Origin of the sequence: Ancylobacter dichloromethanicus (genome assembly GCF_018390645.1) — a bacterium.
In the GTDB taxonomy this organism is placed as follows: Bacteria; Pseudomonadota; Alphaproteobacteria; order Rhizobiales; family Xanthobacteraceae; genus Ancylobacter; species Ancylobacter dichloromethanicus.
On record NZ_JAHBGC010000055.1, the window covers coordinates 1 to 15047 of the forward strand.

23 protein-coding genes and 1 pseudogene are annotated in these 15047 nt (G+C 68.2%); all 24 read left to right on the forward strand.

Features of this window, described 5'->3' with window-relative positions:
• The coding region (locus KHC23_RS22910; protein WP_213376028.1) for a DUF3164 family protein at nucleotides 1-602 on the forward strand (602 nt) is incomplete at its 5' end.
• 7 nt (nucleotides 603-609) lie between these two features.
• Nucleotides 610-903: a hypothetical protein gene (locus KHC23_RS22915; RefSeq protein WP_213376029.1), complete on the forward strand. Its 294-nt coding sequence runs from the start codon at nucleotides 610-612 to the stop codon at nucleotides 901-903.
• Nucleotides 900-1178: a helix-turn-helix domain-containing protein gene (locus KHC23_RS22920; RefSeq protein ID WP_213376030.1), complete on the forward strand. Its 279-nt coding sequence runs from the start codon at nucleotides 900-902 to the stop codon at nucleotides 1176-1178. Before KHC23_RS22915 ends, KHC23_RS22920 begins: the two co-directional genes overlap by 4 nt.
• Entirely contained in the window at nucleotides 1175-1477 is a 303-nt protein-coding gene (locus KHC23_RS22925; RefSeq protein WP_213376031.1) for a hypothetical protein, read from the forward strand. The genes KHC23_RS22920 and KHC23_RS22925 overlap by 4 nt, the downstream gene beginning before the upstream one ends.
• The gene (locus KHC23_RS22930; RefSeq protein WP_213376032.1) at nucleotides 1474-2220 is read left to right on the forward strand and encodes a DUF7168 domain-containing protein; all 747 of its coding nucleotides are present in this window, start codon (nucleotides 1474-1476) and stop codon (nucleotides 2218-2220) included. The genes KHC23_RS22925 and KHC23_RS22930 overlap by 4 nt, the downstream gene beginning before the upstream one ends.
• Nucleotides 2217-2576: a hypothetical protein gene (locus KHC23_RS22935; RefSeq protein ID WP_213376033.1), complete on the forward strand. Its 360-nt coding sequence runs from the start codon at nucleotides 2217-2219 to the stop codon at nucleotides 2574-2576. The genes KHC23_RS22930 and KHC23_RS22935 overlap by 4 nt, the downstream gene beginning before the upstream one ends.
• Nucleotides 2573-2995 (forward strand): thermonuclease family protein, encoded by a 423-nt coding sequence (locus KHC23_RS22940; RefSeq protein ID WP_213376034.1) that lies wholly within the window; start codon nucleotides 2573-2575, stop codon nucleotides 2993-2995. The genes KHC23_RS22935 and KHC23_RS22940 overlap by 4 nt, the downstream gene beginning before the upstream one ends.
• Nucleotides 2992-3666 carry a hypothetical protein gene (locus KHC23_RS22945; protein ID WP_213376035.1) on the forward strand — a complete coding sequence of 225 codons (675 nt, stop codon included), beginning with the start codon at nucleotides 2992-2994 and terminating at the stop codon, nucleotides 3664-3666. Before KHC23_RS22940 ends, KHC23_RS22945 begins: the two co-directional genes overlap by 4 nt.
• The gene (locus KHC23_RS22950; protein WP_213376036.1) at nucleotides 3666-3890 is read left to right on the forward strand and encodes a hypothetical protein; all 225 of its coding nucleotides are present in this window, start codon (nucleotides 3666-3668) and stop codon (nucleotides 3888-3890) included. The genes KHC23_RS22945 and KHC23_RS22950 overlap by 1 nt, the downstream gene beginning before the upstream one ends.
• Nucleotides 3887-4519, forward strand: a complete 633-nt coding sequence (locus KHC23_RS22955) for a regulatory protein GemA (RefSeq protein ID WP_213376037.1) — start codon at nucleotides 3887-3889, stop codon at nucleotides 4517-4519. Before KHC23_RS22950 ends, KHC23_RS22955 begins: the two co-directional genes overlap by 4 nt.
• A complete protein-coding gene (locus KHC23_RS22960; RefSeq protein ID WP_213376038.1) occupies nucleotides 4516-4869 on the forward strand; it encodes a hypothetical protein in 354 nt (117 codons plus the stop codon). The genes KHC23_RS22955 and KHC23_RS22960 overlap by 4 nt, the downstream gene beginning before the upstream one ends.
• On the forward strand, nucleotides 4866-5099 hold the full coding sequence (locus KHC23_RS22965; protein WP_213376039.1) for a hypothetical protein: 234 nt from the start codon (nucleotides 4866-4868) through the stop codon (nucleotides 5097-5099). Before KHC23_RS22960 ends, KHC23_RS22965 begins: the two co-directional genes overlap by 4 nt.
• Nucleotides 5096-5497, forward strand: coding sequence for a hypothetical protein (locus tag KHC23_RS22970; RefSeq protein WP_213376040.1), 402 nt, complete (start codon nucleotides 5096-5098; stop codon nucleotides 5495-5497). Before KHC23_RS22965 ends, KHC23_RS22970 begins: the two co-directional genes overlap by 4 nt.
• Before the next feature lie 116 nt (nucleotides 5498-5613).
• Nucleotides 5614-6729, forward strand: a complete 1116-nt coding sequence (locus tag KHC23_RS24600) for a peptidoglycan-binding protein (RefSeq protein WP_246544898.1) — start codon at nucleotides 5614-5616, stop codon at nucleotides 6727-6729.
• Entirely contained in the window at nucleotides 6726-7070 is a 345-nt protein-coding gene (locus tag KHC23_RS22980) for a hypothetical protein (protein ID WP_213376041.1), read from the forward strand. Before KHC23_RS24600 ends, KHC23_RS22980 begins: the two co-directional genes overlap by 4 nt.
• Before the next feature lie 147 nt (nucleotides 7071-7217).
• Nucleotides 7218-7538, forward strand: coding sequence for a DUF2730 family protein (locus tag KHC23_RS22985; protein ID WP_213376042.1), 321 nt, complete (start codon nucleotides 7218-7220; stop codon nucleotides 7536-7538).
• Entirely contained in the window at nucleotides 7535-7843 is a 309-nt protein-coding gene (locus tag KHC23_RS22990; protein ID WP_213376043.1) for a VpaChn25_0724 family phage protein, read from the forward strand. The genes KHC23_RS22985 and KHC23_RS22990 overlap by 4 nt, the downstream gene beginning before the upstream one ends.
• A 2-nt stretch (nucleotides 7844-7845) precedes the next feature.
• On the forward strand, nucleotides 7846-8457 hold the full coding sequence (locus KHC23_RS22995; RefSeq protein ID WP_213376044.1) for a phage protein Gp27 family protein: 612 nt from the start codon (nucleotides 7846-7848) through the stop codon (nucleotides 8455-8457).
• Nucleotides 8441-10078 carry a hypothetical protein gene (locus KHC23_RS23000; RefSeq protein WP_213376045.1) on the forward strand — a complete coding sequence of 546 codons (1638 nt, stop codon included), beginning with the start codon at nucleotides 8441-8443 and terminating at the stop codon, nucleotides 10076-10078. The genes KHC23_RS22995 and KHC23_RS23000 overlap by 17 nt, the downstream gene beginning before the upstream one ends.
• On the forward strand, nucleotides 10072-11697 hold the full coding sequence (locus KHC23_RS23005) for a DUF935 domain-containing protein (protein WP_213376046.1): 1626 nt from the start codon (nucleotides 10072-10074) through the stop codon (nucleotides 11695-11697). Before KHC23_RS23000 ends, KHC23_RS23005 begins: the two co-directional genes overlap by 7 nt.
• Complete coding sequence (locus KHC23_RS23010) at nucleotides 11684-13048, forward strand: phage head morphogenesis protein (RefSeq protein WP_213376047.1); 1365 nt, start codon at nucleotides 11684-11686, stop codon at nucleotides 13046-13048. Before KHC23_RS23005 ends, KHC23_RS23010 begins: the two co-directional genes overlap by 14 nt.
• A gap of 324 nt (nucleotides 13049-13372) precedes the next feature.
• Entirely contained in the window at nucleotides 13373-14383 is a 1011-nt protein-coding gene (locus tag KHC23_RS23015) for a phage protease (RefSeq protein ID WP_213376048.1), read from the forward strand.
• The gene (locus tag KHC23_RS23020) at nucleotides 14380-14763 is read left to right on the forward strand and encodes a DUF2190 family protein (RefSeq protein WP_213376049.1); all 384 of its coding nucleotides are present in this window, start codon (nucleotides 14380-14382) and stop codon (nucleotides 14761-14763) included. Before KHC23_RS23015 ends, KHC23_RS23020 begins: the two co-directional genes overlap by 4 nt.
• A gap of 37 nt (nucleotides 14764-14800) precedes the next feature.
• Nucleotides 14801-15047: pseudogene (locus tag KHC23_RS23025) on the forward strand (capsid protein); the annotation flags it as partial.

Below are 15047 nucleotides of genomic sequence, written 5' to 3' on the forward strand. Positions count from 1 at the left end.
GCAAGCCGGTGATGACGAATGCGAAGGGCGATCACGTCCCGCTTTCCCGAGTCACGCCGGCTGACCTGCTGATCGACGAAACCGTGCGCAAGATGATGGGCTTCGCGATCGAACTGAACGCCCAGATCGCGCGCTTTCGCGGCCATTGCTTCGACGATGTGGGGGCGCTGCAGGCACTGCTTGCTCAGGAGTATGGCGCCAGCGTAGGCGGCAGAAAGGGGAATATCACCCTCCCGACCTTCGACGGGACCATGAAAGTCACCATTCAGGTCGCTGACCAGCTGATGTTCGGCCCCGAGCTCCAGGCGGCGAAGAGGCTGATTGACGAGTGCCTGGCCGAATGGGGCGCGGAGGCCGGCGACAATCTCCGCGCCGTGGTCAATCAGACCTTCGACGTGGACAAGGAAGGGCAGATCAACCGCTCCGCCCTTTTCAGCCTGATGCGCCTCGCCATCGAGGAACCGCGCTGGGTGCGCGCGATGGAGGCGCTGCGGGACTCGATCCGCGTCATCGGCTCCAAGACCTACATCCGGTTTCACCGACGCGATGCGGCGGACGGACCCTGGCGGGCCGTCACCATCGACCTCTCTGCGGCGGCGTGAGGGTGCCATGAGTGCCCCGCGTCCCTCGCTCGGTCAGGTCTATGTCCTGAATGCCTCCGGCATCTGGAAGGCGGCCCTGATCGATCCGGCGGCGCCTCACGGCCGTGGCGTTGGCACACGGATACGGGTGCGCGGCGCGCCCCGGCCGGTGACCGTCGACAGCCGCCTCGTCTTCACCGACCGCGCTCCCGCCGTCGAGCTTCGCACCAAGGCCATGGCGCTCGCCCGCACCCCGGCCTGGTGCCACCGGACCATCCCGCAGATCGCCATTCATCTTCTCACCGGAGGTCGCACTCCATGATCACCGAAGTCACCACCGGCACGGTCCCCGCCCGCCGGCCGAAGACGACAGCCTCTCAGTACGAAGCCCTCAGGCTGCTCGTGGCCAAAGGTCCCGCGCGCCGTGTCCGGCGCGGCTGGTGCTGGGGCTCGTTCGAGGGGCCCTTCATTGCCACCCCGACGTTGGACGCTCTGGAAAAGCGCGGCCTGGTGCTCAAGCGCCAGAACGGCACGTGCGCCGTCGTAACGGTCGCGGGCCGCGCCCTGCACGACGAACTGGCGGAGGAGCGGGCATGAGCAAGCGCGTCACCGACACCGAGCTTCTCGCGATCCTGCATGACGTGAAGGCTAAACGGGACACCCTCCCGGCGATCACGCCAGCCGACTGGTCGACCCATGACGCCCATCACTCGGCCGCTGCCGCCCTCGTGCAGAGCCTCGTGAAAGAGCAAGGCGCCCGCCTCACGACACCTCTCGGCGGCTTCCGACTGTCGCTCGCCGGCGTCATCGCTACCTGCACCAGCGGCCATAGCGGGCTGATCCTGAACTGGATCAATGCCGCCTATCGCGAACTCGATCGGAGGCGGGCGGCATGACTCGCGACCTCTCCAAGTTGCGCCAGCGGCTCGCCGCCCTTCGCAGCAAAACGACAGCGAACGGCTGCACCGAGGCCGAAGCGCTCGCAGCGGCCGAAAAGGCGGCCGAGTTGCTCGCATCTACCGGCATGACTGATGTCGAACTGGACCTCGGCCTGATGGAGGGGCTCGAGGTCGCTATTGGAACCCGCCGCCGGCCGATCGACAGCGTCTGGATCTCCGTGGCCGTATTCGCCGAGTGCCATGGTTATCTGGAGAAGAACGGCAACCGATGGTCTTGGGTTTATTTCGGTGATCCCGCCAACATCCTGGTCGCCGAGTACGTTCATGAGGTTGTGCGCCGAGCCGCCCGCACGGCTGCGCGGGAATTTCGCGACAGCGACGTGTACCGCCGCCGTCGCACGGCGCGAACGAAAGCCCAGGCGCTCAGGGCGCTGGAAGAAGGCTTCGCTGCCGGCATCGCGCCGAAGATCATGGCCGGTCTCTGGAAGCGGAAGGGCGTGGCGGGCCACGCGCCGGCAGTGCGACAGGCGCTGGTCCAGTCGATCCGGGCGCCGATCAAGGAGGAGATGGGGCGGCGCGGTATGTCCTTCAAACCGAGCCGAGCGCTGGCGCCCGCAGCTGGAAAGTTCCGCGATGCCGCCCGCTGGGATGGCTTCGCCGCCGGCCGCGCCGTCGACATCGATGCGCCTCTCGCCGGCCGTGGCGTCGCCGGGCTGCTGACCTCGGGAGATCGGTCATGACACCCGATCTCGACGAACTCACCCTCCGCCTGAAGATCGGCGGGTGGCGCTTCCTCCTTCACGCCGACTGTCGCGACGAGGGCCTCTGGTTCTATCGGTCGGAGCTCGATCCGCGCATTCAGCTCGTGCGTCGGGTTCGACGCCGGGGGCGGAGCGGAAGTTGCGACCAGTTTTCGTTCGGCGATGCCGAGATCGACGTCGAGAACCCGACATCCCTGCTGGTCAGCGTCGATGCCCCTCGCAGCTTCGCCACCCTGCGCGACCTGGTCGTCGCGCTGATCGCCCACGATCGCGAGCTCGACCAGGAGCGCGCATGGCAGGCGGCGGCGCCGAAGTCGACCGAGGTCCAGCCATGATCCGCTCACTCCTGATCGTTCTCGCCCTCTCATTGCCAGCGACAGCCGGCATCTACGTCATCGACGGCGACACCATCGTCGTGGGGCGTGAGCATATCCGCATCGTCGGCATCGATGCCCCCGAGACACGGCAGGCGCGGTGCGATGCCGAGCTGCGACTCGGGCTTGAAGCCAAGGCGCGCGTCCTCTTCCTGCTTCAGCGGGCCTGCGGGCCGCTGGCAAAGGCAGACGCGGGCCGCTGCCTCACCATCCAGCGCCAGCCGGCACCGGATCGCTACGGCCGGACATTGGCGCGGATCGGCGTCGGCGGGCGTGATCTCGGCGCCACCCTCGTCGCCGAGGGGCTGGCGCGGCCTTACATCTGCCCGCGCGGACGCTGCCCGGCCCGCAAGCCGTGGTGCGAGGTGCCGGCGCCATGACCGGCTTTCTCCCCTTCGGCGCCCGCGCGATCATGTCGAGCCGGCAAGAGCCGCCCGACGGCCTCGACTTCTTCCCGACGCCGCCCTGGGCGACGCGGGCCTTTGTCCGCCACGTCGCCCTACCGTTGCTCGGCGTGCAGAGCGATATCGATGTGGTGTGGGAACCGGCCTGCGGCGAAGGGCACATGGCTGAGCCGCTGCGCGAGAGCTTCGCCTGCGTCTCCGCTTCGGACATCCATCCCTATGGCTACGGCGCCGTGAGCGACTTTTTGATGGGCGGTGACGACGACGTCGCCGATTGGGTCTTCACCAATCCGCCGTTCAACGTCGGCGTTCAGTTTGCCCGCAAGGCCCTCGCCGTCGCGTATCGCGGCGTGGCGCTGCTGGTCCGGACGGCTTGGCTGCACACCGAGGAGCGATATGAGCTCTTCCGGCAGCATCCTCCGTTCCTGGTCGCTTATTACGTCGAGCGGGTGCCGATGCACCGCGGCCGGTGGGAGCCGGATGGCTCGACCGCCACGGATTATTGCTGGGTCTGCTGGGTGCGCGGCGGCGAGCCGCAGCCGCCGATGTGGATCCCACCCGGCCAGCGCAATCTGCTGACCCGGCCGGATGACGCCGTGCGCTTCGCCGTGCCGGCCGCGCTTCCGCTGTTCGGGGGTGATGCGTGATGTCCCGCGCTCGCGCCGCGTCACCGGAGATGCCCCCGCTGCTCGCCCTTGAGGCGCGCGGCAGGCTCTCGGTGCTGACCCGCGAGCGTTACGAGCTGCTGCGGCGGCTCGTCAGGATCGCGCCGCGCTCCCGGCGCCGTCTCGATGCCGAGCGTCAGGTGGCGCTCCTCACCCGTCAGATCCTCGCGGCCGAGCTCGCGCTCGGCGGAAAGGCCAAGCGATGAGCACCGCACCCGCCTCGCGCCAGCAGATCGGCGCTATCCACGCCGCCAAGAGCCGCGCCGGCCTCGATGACGACAGCTACCGCGACATGCTGCGCCGGGAGACCGGACAGCCGTCGTCGAAGGGCCTCAATGCCGGCGAGGCCAGCCGCGTGCTCGACTATCTGCGCGCGCTCCCCGGCCGGCCGGATATGCCCTTGAAGGCATGTTCAAAGGGCCGGAAGGCCATCCGCATCGACGGCACCTATGCCGGCAAGCTCCGCGCGCTCTGGATCACCGGCTACAATCTCGGCGTGGTCGAGGACCGCTCGGACAAGGCGCTGCTCGCCTTCTGCGAACGGCAGACCGGCATCGCGCATCCCAACTGGTGGCGGGACGCGGCACCGGCGCAGGCGGCGATCGAGGGGCTGAAGGCGTGGATCGGCCGGGAGGCCGGTGTCGACTGGAGCCGGGCGCGGAGCCCGCGAGCATTGCAGGAGGCGGCCTATCACGCCCTTCGCCGGCGGCTCATCGAGCAGCGGGTGCGGGTCCACATGCCGGCGGACACCAGCCGCTTCGAGAGCCCGCAGTTCATCGAGTGGATGCGTGCCGGCGGCGAGCAACTGCGCAGGGCGATGGGAGAGCAGGCGTGAAGAAGCTCACCCTTGAAGATCTGTCGCGGGATGAGCTGCTGGCGTGGATCAAGCTCAACGGCCTGTTTTCCGTTCGCCAAGTCGATCTCCTGACGGTTCGGCACACGACCCTGACCGCGAAAAGCCAAGCCGCCACCCAAAGGTGGACCGAGGCGGAGATCGCCCATGCCAAGGCGATGCAGGCGTGGTTCCACTGCAAGGACAATGGCCGCGAGCGTAACCGTCTCGACCGCATCTATCTCGACCTGAAGGACGCCGCCGCCAAGGCGCGCCGCGCGCACGAGCGCGCCGAGCGGGAGCGTGATGCCTGCTGGGCGGCGATGGAAGCCGAGTGGGAGCGCGCCCGATGAAACGCGGGCGCCATCTCCCCACCGACGCCGTCGCTGTCGCGGCTGTGCTCGCGGCCGACGCGACCCTCGCCGCCGCCGATACCGCCTGGCTGGAGCGGGGCTATGCCCGCACCTCCTGCCGGGTCTGGCGCTGCCGGAACGGCACCTTCACGGCCCGCATGGTCTGGCGGAACCGCGACAATGTCGTCGCCACCATCACCTATGTCGCGCAGGGGCTTGTCATTCCGTGAGCGACGTGTTCGCGCAGATCGCCGAGGTGATCGGCCTTCCCCTGGCTATTCGTCTCGCCGAGGTGCGGGGCGGCGGACGGCTCACCGTGCCGGCGCGTGCCCCGGCTGGGCATTGGCTGGTCGACCTGCTCGGCCGCGAGGCCACGGACCAGCTCTGCGCCCATTACCGGACGCTCTCACCCGAAGGGGCCGAGCGTGGGGTGGAAATCGACATGCCGCGTGGACCCACGGGCACGATAGCCCAGGCACGCCGGCGCATGGCCGAAGCCCTCGATGCCGGCGCCAACGCCGAGGTGGCGGCGCGCGCGACGGGCCTCTCTCGACGGACGGCCTATCGCATGCGCAAGAAAGACCCGCGGCTGCGCCCAAAGGACCCGCGGCAGCTGAGCTTGCTCTGAGGCCGCAGCCCGGTGAAGATGCGGCGCGTCCGGCCACCGCGTCATCCCGGTGACACTGTCACCGGTCTTTCGAGTGCCGCCCTTGGGCACCTTCGGCTCCTCAAAGGAGCCGCGCCATGCAATCTCCCGTTTCCATCCTCCGCCAGCTCGCACCGAAAGCCGCACCGGCACTCGTCGCCGCCTTCGGCCGGACCTTCGATTTCCAGGTCGCCGACGTCACCACGCCGCTCCGGCTCGCGCAATTCATGGCGCAGATTGCCTGCGAAACACAGGGCTTCACGAAGCTGCGCGAGAGCGGGAAATATTCCGCCAAGCGCATCTCCGAGGTGTTCGGGGTCGGCCGGCATTCCGCCGCTGTCACGCCGGCGGAGGCGGCCAGACTTGCCGGCGACGAGCGCACCCTGTTCGAGCGCGTCTATGGGATCGGCAACCCGTCGAAGGCAAAGGAGCTGGGTAATCTCTATTCGGGTGACGGCTATGCCTATCGCGGTGGCGGTGCGATGCACTCCACCGGGCGCAACGCCTATACCCGCCTCGGCCTGGACGAAAATCCCGATCTGATCGAGACCGCAGAGCATTGCCTGCGCGGCGCCTTCGATCACTGGACCCGCACCGGCTGCAATCGTCTCGCTGATCTCAACGACATCCGCGCCATCACCAAGAAGGTGAATGGCGGGTACAATGGCTATGATGATCGCGTCGCCTGGTTCAACCGCATCTGGCCGCTGCTGCGCGATGGCAGCGCCGCGCCGGAATCGTGGAAGGTTGCCCAGGCATCCGAGACGACACGCGTGCTCCAGACGCAGCTGCGCCAGCTCGGCTATGACATCAAGGCTGATGGCCTGTACGGGCCGGCGACCACCGGGGCCATCGTCGCCTTCCAGAAGGCCAACGGCCTGAAGGCGGATGGCATCGCCGGCGATCTCACCACGACAACCATCGCCGCCCGCATAGCCGGTACGTCGCCGGCAACGGGCACCGTCACGGTCTCCGACCCGCCGGCCATTGCCCCGCCGGTCGCCGCCGGCGTCAGCACCATCACGCTCGCCGAGGCCGGCCAGCAGATCGCGGACAAGGCCGACGTGGTGAACACCTATGCCGGCCTGTCGGACGCGGTCGGCTATTTCGCCGCCGGCCTCACCGCGATCGGCGTCACCGTCATCGTGATCGGCATCGCCCGCACCTACATCATCCCGGCCATCTGGCCCGCGCGGGCGCCGGTGCCGGAATGATCGACCGCATCCGCGAGGCGCTGGTCTATGGGCTCGGCTGGGAGTGGGGAGCGCTGCTCTCCATTCCCGCAGTTATCGCGGCCGTCATCCTGCTGGTGCGTTTCGTCGGGCTCAAACGGGCGCTGCAGATCGGTGCCGGGCTCGGTGCCATCCTCGGCTTCCTCACCCTCCAGCGCCGCGCCCGCCAGCAGGGCTGGCAGGACCGCGAGGCCAAGCTCACCCGCGACACCGACGAGGCCGTCGCCGACTACAGGAAGAAGCAGGATGAAGTGGCCGATCTTTCCGGTGCTGAGCTTGATCGCCGTGCTCAGCGCTGGGTGCGTGACGACGAAGCCCGCTGACCCCTCGTCCTGGTGCCAGACCAACGCGCCCTGGACCGTCTCCACGGCAGAGCTTGCCGTGATGTCCCCGGACAACAAGGCCAAGCTCGTGACCCATAACGAATATGGCGAGGCCCACTGCGGGTGGAAGCCGGCCGGGGGCGCCTGATGGAAGAGGTGTTGCTGCGATGGGGGCCGCTGATCCTCTCGTTCGTGAGCCTGGCCTTCGCGATCAGCGTTGCGCGAAGCAAGGCGTCTGACGAACGGTTCGGGAAAATCGAGGCCCGCATCGCCGCCATCGACGAGCGTCTGTCCGTGGTCGAGGGCGAGATCAAGCACTTGCCCGACCGTGAGATCACCCATCGGCTCGAACTGGCGATCAGCAAGCTCGAAGGGCGGATCGAGGTCATGGATGAGCGGCTGAAGCCCGTCAGCGAGATGGCGAAGCGGGCGCAGGAAATGGTGTTTGGGGAGGCTCGGACGGCGTGAACGACAAGCGCGAACAGTGGCTCGCTGAGGAAGCCCGGCTCATCATCCTGCGGGTGCTTGCGGAAGAGGTGAACGAAAGCCTCAACAGCAACCTGCTCGTGCGCCATCTGCGCGAGCGGTTCGGAATTCCGCGCGACCGTCCGTGGATCCACCGCCAGCTCGACTATCTGCGCGAAATGGACGCCATCAGCCTGGTCGACGCCGAGACGGTCAAGATCGCGACGCTGGCGAATGACGGCCATCGCCATCTGCGCCGGGAACTGGTCATCGAGGGCGTGAAGCGTCCCTCCCGGCCGGGCGAATAGAAATGGCGAGCGGGCGCGGCCGTCTTTCCTTCTGGGACACCCTGCCGGAGTGGGGCGACGAGGCGCGCCTGTGGGCGTTCGGGCAATTGGCCGAACGCGCGCTGACCCAGCTGGAAATCCTTGACGGCGTCAATGAGCGGCTGCGGGCCGCCGCCTGGCAGAACGGCCTCACCACCGACATTCCCCAGGCGAGCCGTTCCTCGCTCAATCGCCTGTCGATGCGACGCGCCTCGGCCGTCCGCAAGATGGCCGAGGCCAAGGCCCTGTATGAAGGGCTGGCGACGCAGTTCGACCACAACGATACGGATGCCAGCTCCGTCGTCCTGGGTGAATTCCTGAAGACGCTGGTGCTGGAGATCGCCGATGACGGTGGCCTTGGCTCAAAGGGAGCGATGGAGCTGGCGCGTGCCTTCCAGGCAATCGTCACCGGCATGAAGGTCTCCGACGATCGGCGCCGCAAGCTCCAAGCCGACTACGACAGTAAGACCGCCAAGGTCATCGACGCCGCGGCGAAGGAAGGCGGGCTGTCGGCCGATGTCGTGGCGCAGCTGCGTCGGGACTTCCTCGGCGTGCGGCCGAAGCCGAAGGCGGGTAGCGATGCTTCCGCCTCCTGATCCCGATCGCGTCGCCGGCGCGCCGGTCCTGCCCCGAACCGAAAGCGCCTTACCGCCAGAGCTGCCGCGTGGCGGCGAGATCCCGGAGGGTCTCGATCCGTTGGCGGAAGGCGTCCTCATGCGGCATCAGGCCGAGTGGCTGGAGGATGATTCCGACCTGAAACTCGGCGAGAAGGGTCGGCGCACCGGCGTCACCTTTGCCGAGGCGCTCGATCACACGCTTATCGCTTCATTGAAGGTCTCGGCCGGCGGCCAGAACTGCTTTTACATCGGCGACACCAAGGATAAGGGCCGCGAGTTCATCGGCTATGTCGCGCACTTTGCCCGCGTGATTTCCGGCGAGCTCGGCAAGATCGAGGAGTTCATGTTCGACGACGGGCTGAACGAAGACGGCACGCCGAAGCAGATACCTGCCTTTCGCGTGCCCTTCGCGAGCGGTCGTCGTGTCGAGGCCCTGTCTTCCCGCCCGGCGAACATCCGAGGGCTTCAGGGCACCGTGTGTATCGACGAGGCGGCGTTTCATCAGGACGTGCGCGGTGTCATCGATGCGGTGAATGCGCTGCTGATCTGGGGCGGCAAAATCCGGGTGATCAGCACCCATAATGGTGTCTTGAACCCCTTCAACGAGCTGATCCGCGAGGCGAAGGCGGGGAAGGTGCCATTCTCCTGCCATTTCATCCCCTTCGCCAAGGCGGTTGAAAACGGCCTTTTCAGGCGGGTCTGCCTGGTGACCGGAAAGACCTGGTCGCCTGAGGCAGAGGCGGCGTGGGAACAGAAGGTCCGCGGCTCCTATGGCGTTCGCACTGCCGCGATGCGCCAGGAGCTGGACGCCATCCCGGCCGAGGCGGAAGGCTCGGCATTGTCCCGCGTGCAGATCGAGGCACGGATGGTCGATGGCATTCCCACCATCCGGTGGGTATGCAGCGACGACTTCAAGAACGCGCCGGAGCATGTTCGCCGGGCGGAGGCGCTAGCCTTCTGCGGGCGCGAGCTCAAGCCGATCCTCGACGCACTCGATCCGCACCGCCCGCACTATTTTGGCGAGGACTTCGCGCGCAAGGGCGACGTCACCGCCATCATGCCCTGCGAGCTGGGGCGCGATCTCATCCGGCGTGTCAGGCTGCTCGTCGAGCTGCGCAACGTGCCCTTCGAACAGCAGCGCGACATCCTGTTCTACCTCGTCGATCGGCTGCCGCGTTTTTCCGGCGGCGCCCTCGATGCCAACGGCAACGGCGCGTATCTGGCGGAGGTGGCGCAGCAGCGCTACGGCGCGCAGCGCATCGTCGAGGTGAATGCGACGCCGGACTGGTATCGCAAAAACTCGACGGCCTATGTCGAGGCATTCGGCGACGGCACGGTCGAACTGCCGCGCGACGCCGACGTCCTCAGCGACCATCAGGCGCTCCAGTACGTCAACGGCATCATCAAGGTGCCGGACGATCATCGCTTCAAAGGCGAGGATGGATACGAGCGTCACGGCGATACCGCGATCGCCGGCGTGCTGATGTGGCACGCTACCAGCCTGGCGCCGATCGACTACGCCTACACCCCTGTCTCCGACCTTGATGGCGGATCGGACAGCATCTTTGCCGAGGACGTTGGAGGGCGCGCGCTATGGTGAGGCTCCTCGGGCCGGACGGTCGCCCCGTCTCGTCGAAGCAGCTCTCGGAAGAGGTTGCGACGCCCACCCTGATGGGCGTGCGCGCCACGCATATGGACGGCGTCGCCTCCGGGCTGAAGCCGGAGCGCCTGGCGCACATCCTGAAGCAGGCGGCGATGGGCAATGCCCGTGACTACCTCACCCTCGCGGAGGAGATGGAGGAGCGCTATCTGCACTATGCCTCGCAGGTGCAGACGCGCCGGCTCGCCATCGAGGGCGTGGCGCCGGCGGTGGAATCCCCGAAGGGCTATCCGAAAGAGATCGTCGACGCCGTGCACGAGCTCGTCGACGATCCGAACCTGCTGGACGCCATCGGCGCCCTGACGGACGGTATCGCCAAGGGCTACGCCGTCGTCGAGCCTGTGTGGGAATACGAGCGCAAGCGGCTCCGGCCCGTCGCCTTCAAATGGCGCGATCCGCGCTTCTTCCAGTTCGACCGCATCGCTCTCGCCGAGCTGCGCCTGGCGGTCGACGGCAATCTCGACGGGGTGCCGATCGAAAAGCCGACCTTCATCGTCCACACGCCGCGCTCGAAGACCGGCATTCCGCTGCGCCGGGGCTTCGCCCGCGCCGCGACCTGGGCCTTCATGCTCCAGTCTTTCGGCCTGAAGGATTGGGCTGCCTTCGCCGAGATCTATGGCATCCCCATGCGCGTCGGCAAATACCACGCCGGTGCCTCGGCTGCCGACAAGAAGGCGCTGCTGCGGGCTGTCGCCGCCATAGCCAACGACGCCGCCGCGATCATCCCCCAAGGCATGGAAATCGAGTTCATCGAAGCACAGGGCTCGAAGGGCGAGGCGGTATTCGGCGGGCTGCTCGACTATCTCGACAAACAGGTTTCAAAGCTCGTCGTCGGCCAGACCATGACGTCCGACGACGGCTCGTCGCAGGCGCAGGCGAAGGTCCACGACAAGGTGCGCCTCGACATCACCCAGGCCGATTGCCGCCAGCTCGGCAACACGCTGAACCGCGACCTCATCCCGTGGTTCGTCTCGCTCAATTTCGGCCCGCAGGACGTCTATCCCAAGATGACGCTTCCCGTCGCCGAGCCGGAAGACATCAAGGAACTGACCGAGGCCGTCGCGCGCCTGGTGCCCCTCGGCCTCAAAGTCGGCCAGAAACAGATGCGCGCCAAGATCGGGCTGTCGGAACCCGAAGATGATGACGAGGCGCTGGCGCCGGCGGCCGAGCCCGCTCCCCCGGCCGCCACGCCGACGGACGGGAGCGATCCCCCGGCGCCGCCGGCGCCGCTCAAGAAGGCCACGCTTTCCGCCCATCATGGTGGGTGTCGGTGCGCCTCGTGCCGGGCCGGGACACCCGTCTCGCTTGCGGCCGAGCCGGGCGAGATCGACAGCGAGGACGAGCTCGACGACTTCCTCGCCGAAGCTCTGGCCGACTGGCAGGAGGATGCCGACCCGCTGCTCGCGCCCCTGCGCGAGGCGATCGAGACGGCCACCTCCTTCGCCGAATTGGAAGCGATGCTCCCCCAGATCGCCGGGCGCATCGACGGCGCGAAGCTCGCCATGAAACTGGCGGTCGCCATGGCAAAGGCGCGCGGGCTGGGCGATGTCCGCGACTGAGGCGGTCGCCCGCGTGAACCTGATCGCCGGCCTCATCTCGCTCGCCGCCGGCGGCCGCATCGAGCGCGGCTTCCCGACGCCGCCGGAGGTGCTGGACTATTTCCGGGACAAGAAGCTGGCGCCACGCTTCTCCTGGCTCGACGTGTGGGGCGAGGAGCATGCGCACGCCTTCACCGTCGCCGGCGTCCTGGAAGAGCGCACGCTCGCCGAGTTCCGCGCGGGAATCGACCAGGCACTCGCCAACGGCACCGGCTTCGACAAGTTCAAAGCCGACATGGAGAAGCGGCTGAAGCCGATCGGCTGGTGGGGCCCGCGCGGCGTCGCCGACCCGGAGGGCGGCAAGGCGAAGACGGTGGACTTCACCCGGCCGAAGCGGCTCCAGACGACGTTCTGGTCGAATGTGCGCGCCGCCCGCGCTGCCGGCCAGTGGGACCGCATCCAGCGCACCAAGCGGGCGCTGCCCTACATCCTCTATGTCCGCACCACGGCGGGCGACCCGCGCCCCGAGCATCTGCGCTGGGCCGGCATCATCCTGCCGGTGGATCATCCGTTCTGGCGCACCCACTTCCCCCCGAACGGCTGGGGCTGCAAATGCGCGGTGCGCCAGATCTCCGCCGCCCAGGCGGCGCGCCTGCTCGGCCGCGCGCCGGAGGATGGCGGCGTCATCTATCGCGACACGCCACCCGATGAGCGGATGCGCACCTTCGTCAACAGGCGTACCGGGCAGCGCACGCAGGTGCCGGATGGCATCGATCCCGGCTGGCACAGCAACCCCGGCATCGGCCGCTCGCGCACGCTGGGGCGTATCCTTCAGGAGCAGCTGGACGAGACGCCGGCGGAGTTCGCGGCGGCGCGCGTCCAGAAGATCGTCGCCGGCGATGGGTTCCGGTCGCATGTCATCCAGGCGCGGGCTCGCGGCGTCCGGCGTGAAGCCGTCGAGGCGGCGCTGAAGGCATCGCAGCGTCCGGCTGATCTGGTCAACACGATAGAGCCGTGGACGTTCGCGACGCAGCCGGTGGCCGTCGTCGCCCCCGGCCTCGCGCGCGATCTCGGCGTCGCGCGCCATACCGTCGTCATCAATGACCACGCGATCGCCCACAACATGACGCACCGGCTTCCCACCGCCATGTGGCGAATTGTGCAGATCGCGCTGGATGGCGACGACATCTGGCGCCGGCGCGACGATGGGGCCACCGTCGCCCTCGCTATCGTGGATGGTAAGCTCTGGTTCGCGATCCTGCGCCCCTCACCGGGCGGCGGGCTGCAGGTGAGCACCCTGTTCCGGGGCCGTGGGGGGCGGGACGGCAGTTATGCGCGCAAGCAAGTGGAGCGGTGCGATCGGATAAGGTGAAAGGCGCGGAGGGAGGCCGTCACATCCTCCTCGCTAGGGCGTACCCGAGCCGGACGTCAATTTCTCCGCTCCGGCAATGTAGCGGCGCTTGGCCGGCGCCGCAAGCCGAGCGCCCCTCCCACAGGCGCCCCACGACCGCCTGCCGGGAACAGTCTGGCCCGTTCCCGCCATAACGGGGCAAATCCCCGCCCACGGCTTTCAAAACACCTTCAAAAACGATCCTGATGGGATAGGGTCGACCGCGTCCGCTTCGAGAGGCGCGATTGCCTCCCCGGTGACAGCTGTCACCGGCCTCGTCGCCTGGGGCTCGCCTAGCGTGCCCCCATGTCGCACCGCCCCGCAACGCCCGCTGAACCTTTCGCCACTGGCGTCATCGCCGGTGAGCTTGCCGCGCTCGATGCCGGCGGCGCGGCACCGGCCTGGATCAAGGTCACGCCCGCCGGACGGGTGACGACCCGCGACGGCCGCTCCTACGCCTTCGACCCCGCCGCCCTGGTCGCCCGGTTCACGTCCGACGCGATCTCGATCCCGGTCGACCTCGACCACAGCGTGCCGCGCAAGGCCATGTTCGGCGAGGCCGGCACGGTCGTCGGCTGGGCGCCTGAGCTCGAAGCCCGCGCGGACGGTCTCTATGCCCGCATCGACTGGCTTGAGGCGGGCAAGGCCGCGCTCGCCGCGCGCACGCACCGCTTCGTGTCTCCGACCTTTCATCACGACGACGTCGGCAACGCGACCTGGCTGCACTCCGTCGCTCTCGTGCCGGCGCCCGCCCTTGCCATGCCCGCCGTCGCCTCGGCCGGCGGCTCACCTCAAGAGGATCAGCCCATGCTGAAGAAGATCGCGGCGGCGCTCGGCCTGTCCGACGCCGCCGACGAAACCGCGTGCCTGTCGGCCCTTGCGTCTCTCAAGGCCGAGACGGTGTCCAGGGCCGTGCACGAGCAGGCGCTCGCCAGTCTCTCCGCTGCGACCACGGCGAAGGACGCGGCGGAAACCACGCTCACGGCGCTCACGGCGGAGGCCCACAAGAAGGACGTCGACGCGCTGCTCGACGACGCCCTGGCGAAAAAGAAGATCATCCCGGCCCAGCGCGGCGAGTACGCGAGCCTGTGCGCCACGCCGGAAGGGCTGAAGCAGATCAGGGCCCTCCTCGAAAAGACGCCGGCCAACCTCCAGGCGTCGACGCTCGATGAGCGCGAGGTGCCGACCGCCGGCGGCGACATCAACCCCGCGACGCTCGCGGCCGACGCCGTCGCCTACCAGAGCAAGCGCGCCCGCGAAGGGATCAGGATCTCCACGGCGGATGCCGTGCTCGCGGTGAAGGAGGGCAAGAAGTGAGGCCGTTCATCAAATCCTATATCGGCGCGGTAGCCGTCGATCCCTACCTCATCGTGAAGGCGGCGGCGCCCACCACCGGCACGACGGTGCGCCCCGGAGCGGCGGCCACCGATGTCCTGCTCGGCGTGACGGATGCGCTCGGCGGCGACCAGGGCGGAACCGTCGATGTCGTTCTCGCCGGGCCGGCAGAGGTTCGCGCCGGCGGCAACATCGCCTTCGGCGATCCGCTGACCAGCGACGCGAATGGCAAGGCGATCAAGGCGGTGCCCGTCGCCGGCCAGACCGTCGTCATCGTCGGCTGGGCCGGCGCGCCCGGTGCGCTCGACGACATCCTGCCGATCACCGTGGCCAAGAGCCTCCTTCCCACGCCGGCGGCCTGACGGTCGCGCGCGCCACCCGCCAATTCGAGGTTTCTCCATGGCTCCCCGTCGTTCCTTTACCGTCGATCCGGTGCTCACCGCGGTCGCTATCGCCTACCGCAACCAGGCGCAGATGCTCATCGCCGACGACGTGCTGCCGCGCCAGGACGTCGCCCAGGAGCGCTTCGGCTGGACGTCCTATCCGCTGGCTGAAGCCTTCACCGTGCCGGAGACCCGCGTCGGCCGCACCGGCAAGGTCAATGAGGTCGAATTCTCCGGCAAGGAGGAGACCAGCGAGGTCGAGG